The sequence below is a fragment of the Lichenicola cladoniae genome (genome assembly GCF_013201075.1).
Taxonomy (GTDB): Bacteria; Pseudomonadota; Alphaproteobacteria; order Acetobacterales; family Acetobacteraceae; genus Lichenicola; species Lichenicola cladoniae.
Genome location: NZ_CP053709.1, coordinates 141,583 through 156,398 on the forward strand (window position 1 = coordinate 141,583; position 14,816 = coordinate 156,398).

Annotated in this window: 13 protein-coding genes; 6 read left to right on the forward strand and 7 right to left on the reverse strand. The window is 62.4% G+C overall.

What is annotated here, in order from left to right; translation table 11 throughout:
* Window positions 1–8 precede the first annotated feature (8 nt).
* Window positions 9–407 (reverse strand): type II toxin-antitoxin system VapC family toxin, encoded by a 399-nt coding sequence (locus tag HN018_RS22565; RefSeq protein ID WP_171836547.1) that lies wholly within the window; start codon window positions 405–407, stop codon window positions 9–11.
* Window positions 404–655 (reverse strand): AbrB/MazE/SpoVT family DNA-binding domain-containing protein, encoded by a 252-nt coding sequence (locus tag HN018_RS22570; RefSeq protein ID WP_171836546.1) that lies wholly within the window; start codon window positions 653–655, stop codon window positions 404–406. The genes HN018_RS22565 and HN018_RS22570 overlap by 4 nt, the downstream gene beginning before the upstream one ends.
* A gap of 76 nt (window positions 656–731) precedes the next feature.
* Here HN018_RS22570 and HN018_RS22575 point away from each other — a divergent pair, with 76 nt between their 5' ends.
* The 4 genes from HN018_RS22575 (at window position 732) to clpS (ending at window position 3,952) form a co-directional block, all read left to right on the forward strand.
* On the forward strand, window positions 732–920 hold the full coding sequence (locus HN018_RS22575) for a hypothetical protein (protein WP_171836545.1): 189 nt from the start codon (window positions 732–734) through the stop codon (window positions 918–920).
* A 186-nt stretch (window positions 921–1,106) separates the two neighbouring features.
* Entirely contained in the window at window positions 1,107–2,618 is a 1,512-nt protein-coding gene (gene istA, locus HN018_RS22580) for an IS21 family transposase (protein WP_408886729.1), read from the forward strand.
* Window positions 2,619–2,629: 11 nt separating this feature from the next.
* The gene (istB, locus tag HN018_RS22585; protein ID WP_171837390.1) at window positions 2,630–3,397 is read left to right on the forward strand and encodes an IS21-like element helper ATPase IstB; all 768 of its coding nucleotides are present in this window, start codon (window positions 2,630–2,632) and stop codon (window positions 3,395–3,397) included.
* A gap of 249 nt (window positions 3,398–3,646) precedes the next feature.
* Complete coding sequence (gene clpS, locus HN018_RS22590) at window positions 3,647–3,952, forward strand: ATP-dependent Clp protease adapter ClpS (protein WP_171837800.1); 306 nt, start codon at window positions 3,647–3,649, stop codon at window positions 3,950–3,952.
* Between the two features lie 400 nt (window positions 3,953–4,352).
* Here the strand turns inward: clpS and HN018_RS22595 are convergent, their stop codons facing one another.
* A complete protein-coding gene (locus HN018_RS22595; RefSeq protein ID WP_171837799.1) occupies window positions 4,353–7,163 on the reverse strand; it encodes a bifunctional diguanylate cyclase/phosphodiesterase in 2,811 nt (936 codons plus the stop codon).
* 342 nt (window positions 7,164–7,505) lie between these two features.
* Between HN018_RS22595 and HN018_RS22600 the strand changes: the two genes are divergently transcribed.
* Complete coding sequence (locus tag HN018_RS22600; protein ID WP_172443529.1) at window positions 7,506–8,498, forward strand: IS481 family transposase; 993 nt, start codon at window positions 7,506–7,508, stop codon at window positions 8,496–8,498.
* 97 nt (window positions 8,499–8,595) lie between these two features.
* Window positions 8,596–9,894, forward strand: coding sequence for an IS701 family transposase (locus HN018_RS22605; RefSeq protein WP_172443543.1), 1,299 nt, complete (start codon window positions 8,596–8,598; stop codon window positions 9,892–9,894).
* Window positions 9,895–9,939: 45 nt separating this feature from the next.
* On the opposite strand, the gene HN018_RS22610 is transcribed toward HN018_RS22605, so the two are convergent.
* From HN018_RS22610 to HN018_RS22625, 4 genes are all read right to left on the reverse strand, one after another.
* On the reverse strand, window positions 9,940–10,932 hold the full coding sequence (locus tag HN018_RS22610; RefSeq protein ID WP_172443544.1) for an IS481 family transposase: 993 nt from the start codon (window positions 10,930–10,932) through the stop codon (window positions 9,940–9,942).
* 116 nt (window positions 10,933–11,048) lie between these two features.
* A protein-coding gene (locus HN018_RS22615; protein WP_171837688.1) for an IS5 family transposase occupies window positions 11,049–11,803 on the reverse strand; the annotation gives its coding sequence in 2 pieces (ribosomal slippage) (window positions 11,049–11,470 and window positions 11,470–11,803; 756 coding nt in all).
* Window positions 11,804–12,618: 815 nt separating this feature from the next.
* A complete protein-coding gene (locus tag HN018_RS22620; RefSeq protein ID WP_171837687.1) occupies window positions 12,619–13,029 on the reverse strand; it encodes a VOC family protein in 411 nt (136 codons plus the stop codon).
* A 39-nt stretch (window positions 13,030–13,068) separates the two neighbouring features.
* Window positions 13,069–14,748 (reverse strand): gamma-glutamyltransferase, encoded by a 1,680-nt coding sequence (locus HN018_RS22625; protein WP_338034038.1) that lies wholly within the window; start codon window positions 14,746–14,748, stop codon window positions 13,069–13,071.
* Window positions 14,749–14,816: the final 68 nt, after the last annotated feature.

Below are 14,816 nucleotides of genomic sequence, written 5' to 3' on the forward strand. Positions count from 1 at the left end.
GCAGAGGGTCAGGTCAGCAGCCGGGTCTGTTGCCCCTTCGCTGCGATCAGCGCGACGGCCTTCTTGTCGAAGGAGACGAACACCTCGCCACCGAGCCAGCGCCCCTCATAGGCGATCAAGCCATCGGCGAAATCGCCACCAGCCTCGAAGATCGCCAGACCAGCATCAACGGCCGGACGGTTGACGACCACGTTGCCGGCGCCGAGCAGGACACGCAGTGCAGCGGAGATATCGGACTGTCCGAACCCATAGACCCGGCGCAGCACCCAGACGAACTCGCAGAGACAGGGAAGCGGCACGACGATCAGCTCTGCTTCCTTCAGAAGAGCCGCGGCCGCCTCGCCCTGCTTCTCATCGTCACGCACCACAGCCCGAACCAGGATGTTGGTGTCGACGGTGATCTTCATTCGCGCCCAGCCCAACCGGACGACGCAGCCGCATCGATCTCGTCGAGACTGGCCACTTTTCTGGTCTTTCCGGCGAGCAGGCCGACAAAGCCATCGATCGTTCCGGCCGGTCTGGCTGCCTTGAGCGACACCCTCCCGTCCGGCAGCATATCCAGCTCGATCTTCTCGCCAGGCTGAATGCCCAGATGGTGCAGCACGTCCTTTCGGAACGTGACCTGACCCCGCGTGGTGACGGTCAACATCGTCATGGCTCAGCTCTCCTTAAAAAACTATGTAATGCAGAATAGCATTATTAGCTAGGTAGTTATCCACAGGTCTGCCTCCATGTGCGTCGGCATCGAGGATAATCTGGCCAAGGGACGGGTTAGGCGGGAGGAGCTGGTGCTGGCCTATGCGACAACGATCCAGAGGCGCAGGGCTCGGAATATCCAGTTGATGCCGGTCGGGCAGCGCACGCCGGCGCTGGTCGAAGCTTGCGTGTTCCGGCTGATCCTGATCACTGATTCCGTTTGATGGTGATCATTGAATCCGTTCGATCTCGATCATGCATTCCGTTTGATGGCGATCATCGGTTCCGGTGATCCTGATCATGCTGGAGATGACGATGCCGGTCGGCTGCCGCTGACAGTCTTCAACCGAGGGTAGTGTCGACCTGTTGCCGGGGAGCAAGGGGTCGGGATGCCAGGCGAGAGAGTGTCGATGCGCAAGATACGCGAGCTTCTGCGGCTGCGGTTGGAACAGCGGCTGCCGCAGCGAACGATCGGACTGAGCCTGCGGCTGGGCCAGGGAACGATCAGTGATTACCTGGGCCGGGCCCATCGTGCTGGCCTGGATTGGCCATTACCGGATGACATGGACGACACGCAGCTTGAGGCGCTGCTGTTTCCGCCACTGCCGGATGTGCCGCTGGATCAGCGGCCGGTGCCAGACTGGGCGGCGGTTCACCGCGATTTGCGCCGGCCAAACATGACGCTGGCCCTGTTATGGGAAGAATACCGCGCAGGATCGGCTCACGCGTTTGGCTACTCGTGGTTTTGTGATCTCTATCGCGCGTGGGCCGGACGGTTGAAACCGACGCTGCGCCAGGTGCACACGGCCGGCGAAAAGCTGTTCGTCGACTTCGCCGGTCAGAGCATGTCCGTCATCGACGGGGCAAGCGGGGAGAAGCATCAGGCCGAAATCTTCGTGGCTGTGCTGGGGGCGTCGAGTTTTGTCTACGTGGAGGCGACCTGGAGCCAGACGCTGCCGGACTGGATTTCGGCTCATGTCAACGCTCTGGCCTTCTTTGGCGGCGTGCCGCACCAGATCGTCAGCGACAATCTCAAGGCCGGCGTCACCAGGGCCTGTTTCTTTGAGCCGACGATCAATCGCACCTACGCCGAGATGGCGGCGCATTATCGCAGTGCGGTCATTCCGGCCCGGCCCTACAAGCCGCGCGACAAGGCCAAGGTCGAAGTCGGCGTGCAGGTGGTCCAGCGCTGGGTTCTGGCCCAGCTCCGTAACCGGCAGTTCTTCTCGCTGGCCGATCTCAACTTGGCGATCCGTGAGCTGGTCGAGCAGATCAACGACCGGCCGATGCGCGGCTGGGGCACGACGCGCCGTGCCCTGTATGAACAGCTCGATCGTCCGGCCCTGCTGGCGTTGCCAGAAGTGCCTTACGAGTATGCGGACTGGCGGTACTGCCGGGTTAATCTCGATTATCACATCGAGATCGCCCGGCATTTCTATTCGGTGCCGTTCCGGCTGGTCCGTCAGCCTGTGGAGGCACGCATCACAACCAGGACGGTGGAGATTTTCCACCGCGGCAGCCTCGTGGCCACGCATCTTCGCAGCGTGCGCCAGCATCAGCCAAGCACGGTGAGCGACCACATGCCGAGCACGCACCGGCGCTACCGCGACTGGACCCATGAGCGGATCACACGCGAGGCGATGGCAACCGGCGACGATACCGCGGCTCTGATCGAGATCGTGCTGCGCTCGCGGCCACATCCCGAACAGGGTTTGCGCTCCTGCATCGGTATCCTCGGCCTGCGTGGCCGTTACGGCCCGGAACGGGTGGACGCTGCCTGTGCCAAGGCCCTGGCACTCGGCACCCGCTCCTACGGCTCTGTCGCCGCGATCCTGAAGAATGCCCAGGAGAAAAAGTCCGCCATCACTGACCAGCCCAGCCTGATGCACGAGAACATTCGCGGTCCTGGCTACTATCATTGAAAGGAAAGACAATGCTGATCCATCCCATGGTGGACCGTCTGCGCGATCTTGGCCTGGCCGCGATGGCCGACGCATTCATCGAAATGAGCCGCCAAAGTGCGGCCGATGATCTGTCGCGCGAAGACTGGCTCGGCCTGCTGGTCGATCGCGAGGTGACCGCGCGAGACAACAAGCGGCTCGGCCGGCGGCTCAGCCATGCCCGGTTGCGCCAGAATGCGGTGGTCGAGGACACTGATCTGCGCACGCCCCGCGGGCTCGATCGTGGCCTGTTCCAGAGCCTGGCGGCCTGCGGTTGGATCCGCGACAGCCAGCATCTGCTGATCGTCGGCCCGACCGGCGTGGGTAAATCCTGGCTGGCCTGTGCGCTGGGACACAAAGCCTGCCGGGAAGGTTACGCTGTGCTCTACCGCCGTGCGCCGCGGCTGTTTGCCGACATCGCCACGGCGCGTGGCGAAGGGCGCCTGCCGCGCCTGATGCGGACAATCGAGCGCACACGCCTGCTCATCATCGACGATTGGGGCCCGGAGCCGCTGTCGGCTGAACAGCGTCGCGACCTGATGGAGATCGTCGATGACCGCGATGGGAAAGGCTCGTTGCTGATCACCAGCCAGGTCCCAACGAGCCGCTGGCACGAGATCATTGGCGATCCCACTCTGGGCGATGCAATTCTCGACCGCATCATTCACCGGTCCCATCGCATCGAGCTGAAAGGCGAAAGTCTGCGCAAGCGCCAGGTCCTGAACACGGCAGAAGGCTTGACGAGCGCCAAGGAGAAGTGAGACCTGTTCAACCGTCAGTGGTAGCTCACCGGCACCACGTCATGCTGTCCGCCATGCCCTCCCCAGGCAGGGTGAACACCGTGATCCGGATCACCATGAACGGTGATCACGATCAGCTGGAATGGCTGATCAGCATCAACGGAATACGCACGAAGCTGCTGGAGTGGTTGCAAGCCAGCAGCCGAGGGTCATCTACGAGGATCGGGCCACAAGCTGCCGCCTGACGCAGTCCTGCCAGGGAAACAGCCAATGCCCGAGACAATCAACACCCCCCGTGTCCAGCTTGAGCTCAAGGTCGAGCGGCCGCGGCTGTACAAGGTCATGCTGGTTAACGACGACTTCACGCCGCGTGAGTTCGTGGTCCGGGTGTTGAAGGCGGAGTTCCAGCTGGATGAGGGGCAGGCCAGCCGGGTGATGATGACGGCGCATCAACGTGGGGTCTGTGTGGTTGCTGTCTTCACGCAGGAGGTGGCCGAGACTAAGGCGACCACGGCGACCGATATGGCACGCAGCAAGGGGTATCCGCTGCTTTTCACGACCGAGCCGGAAGAGTAGGTCCCAGGGCAGCCACGCCGGATGCTGATCCGCGGTTTGCTTACCGGTGTTTACATCTGTCTTAGACCTGAACTTGGTAGCCGTTAGGTCAAGACAAGGCATTGTCCACACTATCCTCTAGCGCAGGAAAACAGCGTTACGCCGTTACGTGCTCGCGCCGGCGGCTGCCCGCAGGCCCCGCACCTGAGGTGGAGCAATTCGCCAATGGCATCAGCCGTGACCTAGCGACGGTAATCGCCGCCATCACGTCTCCCTAGTCCAGCGGACAGCTTGAAGGGCCGATCATGAGGTTGAAGCTGATACAGCGTCAGATGTTGTCCGCACTAAAAACTGCATCAAAGCCAGTTTCGATGCCGTTGACAAGCAATAGGGAGATGACTGGCTGCGGCGGTCTAGGGCGCTAGGCCGCCCCGTCGCTGTTCACAGGCCGTGAACCCGGATATCGCGACTGTCGTTCGTCGGCCCCGAGCGGCTTGGAGAACAGATAGCCCTGGGCTGCATCGCAGCGTGCCGCCTTGACCGAGCGGAGCTGCTGGACCGTCTCGACGCCCTCGGCGACGATCCTGAGATCGAGGGTGCGGGCCAGGCCGACGATGGCGTCGAAGAACCGGTCCACCCCGGGGGCGGAGCCAAGCGGGGTCACGAAGCTGCGGTCGATCTTGATGATGTCGATCGGCAGATGGCGGAGGTAGGCCAGCGACGAGTAGCCGGTGCCGAAATCGTCGATGGCGATGCGACAGCCGATCGCGCGCAGTTCGTGCAGTTGGGCCACAGCCGCCCGGTCCATCAGCGCGCCCTCGGTGACCTCAATCGTCACCCGAGGCGCCTCTATCCCGGCCCGGTGCAGGGCAGCCCGTACGGCGCCGGCGAAGTCGCCGGAGCCGAGCTGGCGCGGCGAGACGTTGATCGCCAGGGTCAGGTCCCGGTCCCGCCAGGTTGCGAGCTCGGCAATGCCGGTTTCCATGATCCACCGGCCGAGGGTGACGATCATCCAGGTTTCCTCGGCGAGGGAAATGAAGTCGAGCGGCGGGATCAGGCCGCGCTCGGGATGCTTCCAGCGCACCAGGGCCTCGAAACCCATCGTGGCACCGGTCGCGGTCGCGACGATCGGCTGGTAGTGCAGGACGAACTCGTCCCTTTGGATCGCCAGGAACATGTCCTGCTCGGTGCGCAGTGCCGTCAGCGCCGTCTGGTGCAGGGAGTCCTGAAACACGACGGCCCCACCCGAGCCCATGCGCTTTGCCGCGTACATGGCGGCGTCGGCTTCCCGGAGCAAGTCGCCGGTCTGTGTCTGCGACCAGGCCACGCCGATGCTGGCGCTGACCCGATGCGGCCGGCCCAGCAGGTCGAACGGCTGCTCGAAGGCCTGGAGCATCACCGCCGCGACTTCCTGCGCCACCTCGAGCACCCGGCCAAGCAAGAAGACCACGAACTCGTCACCTCCGAGGCGGGCGACCAGACAGCCGGGCGGAACAGCACGTTGCAACCGGTCGGCTACCTGGAGCAGCAGGGCGTCGCCAGCCGCATGCCCCAGAGAATCGTTGACCGTCTTGAAACGATCGAGATCGACGAACAGCAGGGCCGCCGATATTGCCGGAGCAGCCTGCCAAGCGTGCAGTTCCTGCTCCAGCTGTCTCCGGTTGGCCAGCCCGGTCAGGGTGTCGGTCGAGGAGAGGCGCGCGAGGCTGGCTTCGGCATGACGCAGCATGCCGTCAGTGACGACACGCCTGAGATCGTGTGCGGCGCGTATTTGAGTACGGGTCCAAGGCAGCGAGGTCCCGCGAACCAGCTCGAGCCACCTCGCGAAGGACTTTCGCGGAGAGATGCGTCCGTCGGGATCGGCGGCCGGCTTGCCTGGGTCGCCACCCCAAACGATCGTCCGGACGACCTGGGGCCGGAACCAGATGATCGCGTCATGCGGATTGTTCAGCAGGGGAAGATACAACACGCCACTTGCCAGATCGGCGAGGTCGACCCAGTCGAGGCGACGCCGCCCGAACGAGTCCTCGGCGAACACTTCGCCCAGTGCCACGGCTTCTACATCGTCGAAGATCAGATCCACCATGGTGGCGGACGGAGTCGCGCCGAACAGATGGACGCATCCGCTCAGACGCAACGCGACGCCACCTGCGTCCATGAGGTCGACCATCGCCGGGTGCACGGAGCCCAGTCCCGCCAGGATCGAGGGGGCGCGGTCCACCGCCCCCTTGATACCGGCGAGGATCGCCTGCCGCTCGACCGTACGCCCGAGCGCTTCCCGCTCCTCGGCCTGCTGGATGAGCAGTGCTACAATCTGGCCGACCAGGTCACACATCGCCGCCACGTCGGCGGGGACCGAATGTGGCGTCTGGTGATGGCAGACCACCATGCCCCAGAGTGCTTCGTCGTGGATCAGCGAGATCGCCAGGGTTCCGCCGACGCCCATGTTCCTAAGGTATTCCAGGTGCAGCGGCGACACTCTGCGCAAGGTGCAGTAGCTCATGTCGAGCGCCTCCGACGCGAACGCCTGTTCCCCGGTAAGGAGTTTGACGGGCTGATAGTCGGTGTCGGCGATGATGCGGATACGCTGCGTCAGATAGAGCTTGCGGGCCTGAGCGGGGATGTCGGAAGCTGGATAGCGATAATGTAGAAGCGGTTCGAGGTCGGCCCGCTTGTCCTCGGCAACGACCTCTCCATGGCCTTCAGCATCGAAGCGGTAGACCATGACGCGATCATATCCGGTCACGCGTCGGACGGCCGCCACAGTCCGGTCAGCGATTTCCGCGACTGACGTCTGCCGCGGCAGCTCGGCGATCACCGACTGGATGTTGGAGACGGCTTTGTGCCGATCGATCGGATGGTGCCCGATTTCGAGCTCCAGGAAGACATGCCCGGCATGGGCTTGCACGACGACGTCCCGGCACGGGCTTCGATGAAAGCCGAGGTCGAGCGTCATGACGCTGGCCACCGAATGACGCTCGCTCGACAAGGCCGCCTGCAGCATCGCCGTCGGCTCGACGCCGATGACCGCCGAAAGTGCCGCACCGATCGCATCTTCGTTGCGCAGGCCACTCGACGACGCGAAGTTCTCGCTAACGTGGGTGACGTGCAGGGTCTTCGCATCGGCGACAATCAGCACGCCATACGGCTGGATCGCACCGGGGGCATGGATCGGCTCGATGTCGCAGGAGGTGAGGTCGGCGACGACCGGGCATTGCAGGGTCGTAATCATCCCCGGCACCCGTCCGCGGCAGGAACGAGTTTAGGCTCGAATGCCAGCACAAAGGCGGTGAAGGCCTGCCTCGCGCCTCCCATCAGATGCGGTCGATCATTGGGTCGTGCCGCGCCGAACGCGTCGATGGCCGCCAGCACGGTACGCCAGGGAGGTCCGGGGTTTGGTGGACATATTGCAGCACGGACATCGGGTGATTTGTCATCTAGCAGGATCCCAGCGATAGGCGGAGGCCCTAACTGTTTGGTTGCGGAACATTGTTGGGATCCGGTAGGGTTGGCGATCCAGGACTATGCCTACAGGTTTAACCGCCTTGCCGCTGTAGCCGGACACAGGTGACGCATGCCGCAGATCCATCCGCAAGCCCGTACCACACCCGCCACCCGTATCGAGATCGCCCGATCCACGGAGCCGAGTAGCACTGTAGCCAGGCGCTACGGCATCAGCGCCGAAACGGTACGCAAGTGGCGCAAGCGAGGTGCCGCTGACTGCCTTGATCACTCAGCGCGCCCGCACCGACTTCCCTGGAAGGCGACTGATGAAGAGCGTGCAATCGTCTGCACCCTGCGACGTGAAACCAACTTTCCTCTGGATGACCTGACTTTCGCCGTCTGCCACTTCCTGCCACACCTCAATCGCGACAGTATCTGGCGTATCCTCAAGGCAGCCGGTCTCAATCGCAGACCTAAGCCCTCCTCCGAACAGCCCACCAAAGGCCAGGGAACGTTCCGTGAATACGACCTTGGCTTCGTGCATATCGACATCAAGCATCTGCCAAAGCTGCAGACAGCTAATGCCGAAAGACGCAAGCGGTATCTCTACGTGGCTATCGATCGATGCTCACGCTCGGTCCACCTTGCCGTCAAGGACGACGAAACCGAAAAGAGCGCCATTGCCTTCCTCCGCGAGGCGGCCGCTGCCTTTCCATTCCCGCTCACCCACGTGCTGACCGATAACGGCAGCTGCTTCACGCCGGCCTTCGCAAAGGTATGCGCAAGCCTGGGCGCGCACTATCGCCATACCAAGCCGCGAACCCCACAAACCAATGGCATGGTGGAGCGCTTCAACGGCCGCATTAGCAGCGAGGTATTGGGCATCAACATCTACTCGCATCGTGCTCTCGAGCAGGTTCTCCGCGGCTTCAACGTCGCCTACAACGCGCGCCGCCAGCGGGTCCTCGCTGCCAGAACACCAAACCAGGTCGTGCAGGAACGACTGGCTTCTATCTGTTCAACCGATCATCGCGAGGCAAACACCAGAGCAGGTCCATGCGACCTCACCAAGGCTCGACTGATCGTAGAAGCCGCCAAGGAGGTCTCACAACCAGACACCTAGCACTACTTTGGCAGATTCTTTTGTTGTGGGCGAGTTTGAGGATTCCCAGAAGCGAGTTTGCATGATTCATGGAGGTCGGCTTTTGGAAGGCTGACCGATGAACGTGGACTGGCGCACGGATTTGGATTGCTGGCTGTCGCCGTTTATCACCGCGCTTAGGCATAAGACGAGGGCGCGGATGTGTCCCGCCTATATCGCCGGGCTGATTGGTCCAGGAGACCGCAAAAGCGTCCAACCGATGGCGGCACGTGCTGACGAAGTCGGCTACGATCAGCTTCATCACTTCGTTGCCGTCGGCGCTTGGGACAGTGCTCCACTTGAGGCGGCCCTGCTGAAAAAGGCCGATGACCTGGTTGGCGACAAGGCGGGTTTTCTTGTCATCGATGACACGGCGTTGCCGAAGAAGGGATGCCACTCGGTTGGCGTGGCCCCTCAGTATGCCTCCTCGCTCGGAAAGACTGCCAACTGCCAGTCGCTGGTCTCGGTAACGTTGGCGTCGCGCGAGGTGCCGGTGATGGTGGGACTGCGGCTATTCCTGCCCGAGAGCTGGACCGGTGATCCGGAGCGCATGGCGCGGGCTGGCGTGCCGAAAGATAGACGGACGGCTCTGACGAAGCCGGAGATTGCCATTGAGGAGATCGACCGCATCGTCGCCTCCGGTGTGCGTTTCCATTGTGTGCTTGCCGATTCAGGGTATGGCTCCAGCGGCCCTTTTCGTCAGGCTTTGAGCGAGCGCCGCCTGCTGTGGGCGGTCGGTTTGTCGCGACGCCAGAATGTCTATCCCGCCGACGTCGCTCTGATCTTCCCCGTCGCGAAGACCGGCAAACCCCGCCAATACCATGTCCCGAGTCAGCCCCCGGTTGCTGCTGAAGCACTGCTGGCCAAAGAGAAATGGCAGAGGGTCAGTTGGCGGCGCGGCACCAAAGGTCGGCTGACATGCCTGTTTGCGGCCCGTCGTGTTCGCGTTGCAGATGGGCACAAGCACCGCATGCTCGACAACCGGATGCAATGTATGCCGGGCGATGAGGTTTGGCTCGTCGGCGAACGCCGATCGACTGGCGAACAAAAATACTATGTGTCGAACCTACCGGCCGATGTGAGCATCAAGACACTTGCCGCCACAATCAAAGCCAGATGGATTTGCGAGCAGGCGCATCAGCAACTCAAGGAGGAGCTTGGCCTCGATCACTTCGAAGGTCGATCCTGGACCGGGTTACACCGACACGCCTTGATGACCATGATCGCCTACGCCTTCCTCCAATCCCGCCGCCTCAGCGCAGCGGGACGGAAAAAAAAGAATCGGGGGACCACCGCCACAACCGAGCATGCCAGCCATCAGACAAGCTATCCTCGACCTCTTCGCACGATCTCCACCCAGGCGATGCCCGTACTGTGAGAAACTCCTTGTCCACCCCGGCAAACCTAATCTGCCAAAGTAGTGCTAGCTGTCTGGTTGTGAGACCTCCTTGGCGGCTTCTACGATCAGTCGAGCCTTGGTGAGGTCGCATGGACCTGCTCTGGTGTTTGCCTCGCGATGATCGGTTGAACAGATAGAAGCCAGTCGTTCCTGCACGACCTGGTTTGGTGTTCTGGCAGCGAGGACCCGCTGGCGGCGCGCGTTGTAGGCGACGTTGAAGCCGCGGAGAACCTGCTCGAGAGCACGATGCGAGTAGATGTTGATGCCCAATACCTCGCTGCTAATGCGGCCGTTGAAGCGCTCCACCATGCCATTGGTTTGTGGGGTTCGCGGCTTGGTATGGCGATAGTGCGCGCCCAGGCTTGCGCATACCTTTGCGAAGGCCGGCGTGAAGCAGCTGCCGTTATCGGTCAGCACGTGGGTGAGCGGGAATGGAAAGGCAGCGGCCGCCTCGCGGAGGAAGGCAATGGCGCTCTTTTCGGTTTCGTCGTCCTTGACGGCAAGGTGGACCGAGCGTGAGCATCGATCGATAGCCACGTAGAGATACCGCTTGCGTCTTTCGGCATTAGCTGTCTGCAGCTTTGGCAGATGCTTGATGTCGATATGCACGAAGCCAAGGTCGTATTCACGGAACGTTCCCTGGCCTTTGGTGGGCTGTTCGGAGGAGGGCTTAGGTCTGCGATTGAGACCGGCTGCCTTGAGGATACGCCAGATACTGTCGCGATTGAGGTGTGGCAGGAAGTGGCAGACGGCGAAAGTCAGGTCATCCAGAGGAAAGTTGGTTTCACGTCGCAGGGTGCAGACGATTGCACGCTCTTCATCAGTCGCCTTCCAGGGAAGTCGGTGCGGGCGCGCTGAGTGATCAAGGCAGTCAGCGGCACCTCGCTTGCGCCACTTGCGTACCGTTTCGGCGCTGATGCCGTAGCGCCTGGCTACAGTGCTACTCGGCTCCGTGGATCGGGCGATCTCGATACGGGTGGCGGGTGTGGTACGGGCTTGCGGATGGATCTGCGGCATGCGTCACCTGTGTCCGGCTACAGCGGCAAGGCGGTTAAACCTGTAGGCATAGTCCTGGATCGCCAACCCTACCGGATCCCAACAATGTTCCGCAACCAAACAGCTAGGGTCCGGACTCATAACCAATAGCTGACGGCGGCGGCGAGATAGACGGCGCTGGCGAAGTTGGTGGCGAGTTTGTCGTAGCGGGTGGCGATGCGGCGGTAGTCTTTCAGGCGACAAAACATGCGCTCGATGGCGTTGCGACCACGGTAGAGCACCGGGCTGAAGCAGCTCTTCCAGATACGTGTGCTTCTGGGCGGAATGTTGGGCACCGCACCCTGCGTCTCGATCTGCTGGCGGACGGCGTTGGTGTCGTAGGCGCGGTCCGCCATGACCAGAGCCTTGCGCGGCAGGTCCTGCAGCAGCACCTCGGCCGCCCGGCAGTCTGCGGCCTGGGCGCCGGTGAACGAGAACGCCACCGGGCGGCCCAATCCATCTGTCAGGGCATGGATTTTGGTGGTGGGTCCGCCTCGGCTGATACCGATCGCCTGGTTTTGCCGCCCCCTTTTCCGCCAGCGGCGCAGCGGTGTGCCTTGACGTGCGTGCTGTCGAGCAGGAGTTCGGCCGGAGGACCACCTGCTGCCGCCAGTTCCTGGAACAGCTTCTGCCAGATGCCAGCGGCACCCCATCGAACGAAGCGGTTGTAGAGCGTCTTGCGTGGCCCATAGATCGCCGGAGCGTCCACCCATCGGCCACCGGACTTCATGACGTGCACGATCCCGCTGATCACCCGCCGGTCGTCCACCCGCGGGATGCCTCGGGATTTACGTGGCAGCAACCGCTGAAGCCGCTTCCACTGCCGCTCGTTCAGCCAGAACTCGCCCGCCATGCCTATGCCTCCATCAGAAGGCGAAGCGAATCACAGGCCCAGGCTCTTGGGAATCCCCTTTATGGGTCCGAACCCTAGCTCAGGAATGAATAATCCAAGTGATCGTCGGGCCATACCAGGCCTTCGGTCCTGAATTGAGCTCAGCCGTGCTCAACTGAGTTTTAGATTTGCAGCACGCTCGAGTTGGTGCGGGGGAGGGGCAGCGAGCCCCTCCTGAACGGTACTCTCGTCCACTGCATCAGAAACCATAGGCCCCAGCCATCTGCGTGGATCAGCACACCCCTTCCAGGGCCCGCAGCACCGTTCTGCGCCTCACCTTGCACCTTGAACGTGACGCTTACTGCCATGTGCCACTCCATCTTGCTGATGGCGAGACCCAGGAAGGGCGCTGACCACGCTGTGGTGGCGACCAGAAGTCCCCAACACAGCTTTCTGGCCGAGCTGGAAAATTCACATATGATTCTGCTTCAACGTGAAAAATAATCAAGCTGGTAGCCGACTGCGATCCGAGAGGCTCCTTCCCTCCTACTGCCCTCCATCACCCCTGATAAAGGACGTTATCAGGTGTGATAGGCGTCTGGGACAGGCCGATTAGCCAATATTCCGGTCTGGAGCGAGAACCTGCAAGGGCGAAAGATAGGCTAGCGAGCCGGCGTAGGCTGCTAGCGTGTTCTCGAGGCTTGTTGAAGAACCGGACCAACGTACGCTTAATGGTCGAAAGCTGATCGAGCAGTATTCCGTGGCGTAATGCTTACAACAACCCCCGTCCCGCGACCGAGCATCCAATTGATGAAATCGTTCGAGTGGCGCCGGGTTCAGCGTTTGAAGACTGCATCCTCGTGCCGGTATGCCTTGAACTCGAGCGCATTGCCGGACGGATCGCTGACGAAGAAGGTCGCCTGTTCACCCGGCATGCCGACGAACCGCACCTGTGGTTCCAGGATGAACGGAACGCCCGCGACCTGTAGGCGCTGATGCAGTCGCTCCCACTCACTCCAGCTGATGACGGCCCCGAAATGGTTGAGCGGCACCGCGGTGTCGTCGACCATCGTCTCGAGCTTCCAGTCGGGCCGCGCTCCCAGATGCGCCGAGATCTGGTTGCCGAAGAAATCAAAATCGATCCATGTGGCGCTTTCCCGGCCCTGGCTGCATTGCAGCAGCTCGCCATAGAACTGCCGCGTACTCTCGATCTCGTCGATCCGGAACGCCATGTGAAACGCCGACATCGAAATCCTTTCTCTGATCGTTTTGGGTTGGCCTGACGGTCAGTTGAGACCGTCGGCGACACCGCACCGTCGCGGGTCGGCTGCCGCACCTAGAAATCCGGCATCGTCGCGGAAGCACATCTGGAACGAGCCCATGTGCCAGTCATAGGCCGGCATCGCCGACATACCGACACCCATCCGTGCCAGACCCTGCACCGTGGCTGCACTGACCCGATCCTCGATGATCAGGCGGTTATCCTCGCCGAGCGGCAGGATCCGCGGTGCCTCGATCGCCGCCTCGACGGACAGGCCGAAATCCAGGAGATTGCTGACCACCTGCGGCACCGTGCAATAGACGTTGCCAGGCGTGCCAAGGCCGTAGAGCGGTGCGCCCTCCTTGAGGATGAAGCTGTGGCCGACGATGCTGCGCAGCCTCGCACCTTCCACCAGCTTGATATCGAAATGTCCGCTCACGCCAGCAAAGGTCGCATGCGAGCCGATCATCGGGATGCCGTCGACGACCATCCCAGGGATGCCGCCCGACTGGAGCGTGTTCATCATCTGCAGCCAGTTACCATCGGCGTCGACGATGCTCAACTCGCAGCTTCCCGAGGGCTGCCTGGACTGGATCTCGCATGACGGAATGCCCGGCAGACCGTGGCCGTCGCTGCGGAACGACGCACTCTCGGTGAGCCGCACGTGGTTCGCAAGGTCGTGCGCCGGTCGCATGCCTCGGATCAGGCGGGCCAATGCCCGGTGGAAATCGCCGTCGCGGAGCTGATCGGTGTCGTATGGTCCGACGGCAGGATCACCCAGGAAACCGCAAAAGTACAGGCCGAGCCGCAGTGCGTGGCCCATCGCGAACAGATGCTCCGCTGAACCATGCTCCATGCTCCGCAGGCCGAGATGATCCAGAATGCCCAGGGTCATCGACAGGAACACGCCCTGCTGCTCAGGCGCCGACAGGCCGACGATCTCGAACCGGCCATGCGCAAAACGGAGCGGCTCGATCCAGCGCGGCGGGTTGGCGCTCATGTCGGCCATCGAGATCGGCCAACCCATGCGGTTGGCGGTGGCCACGAACGCGGCGGCCCAGCCGCCCTCGATCATGTAGCCCGGGCCCTCGTCCGCAACATGGCGCAGCGTGTCTGCCATCGCGGCGTTGCCGAACAGGGTGCCGACCGTCGGCATATGGCCGCCCGGCATGTAGAAGCGCCGCCCTTCCGGGAAGTAGGTCGTGAAGTCGAGTTCGCCCAGCAATGCACCGTATTCGAAGCTCGAGACCGGGTGGCCCGTCTCGGCCCAGCGGATCGCGTCCTGACACAGATCCGCCCAGGGCAGTGTTCCGAAGCGCTGGTGAATTGCCTGCAGCCCCGGCATGAAACCCGGAATACACGCGGAAGGCGGCATCCGGCCGAGACCGCTGTCGGTTTTCCGCGTCGGCCTGAACGGCGGCAGATGCGGCGGAAAGGTGCCGGCACTGTGCAACTGGTGATACCGGCCGGTCGCCGCCGCCCGGTAGAGCAGGCTCACGGTACCGGTATGATTTGTCATGAACGGCTCGACGGCCGCCTGCACCATCGCCCCGGCAATCGCCGCGTCGGCCGCATTGCCGCCGGCCGCAAGGGTTGCAAGAACTGTTTCAGTAACGATCGCATTGTCCGAACTGCAGACTGCGCGTTTTCCCCTGACTGATTCTTTCGGCCCCGGATTTCGCATATAATACGACGGATCAAACATGCATGCCCGCTGGACAAGGAAGCCCGTGGCATCAGCCTCGGGACAATACCGGCTTTACGAACTCCTCG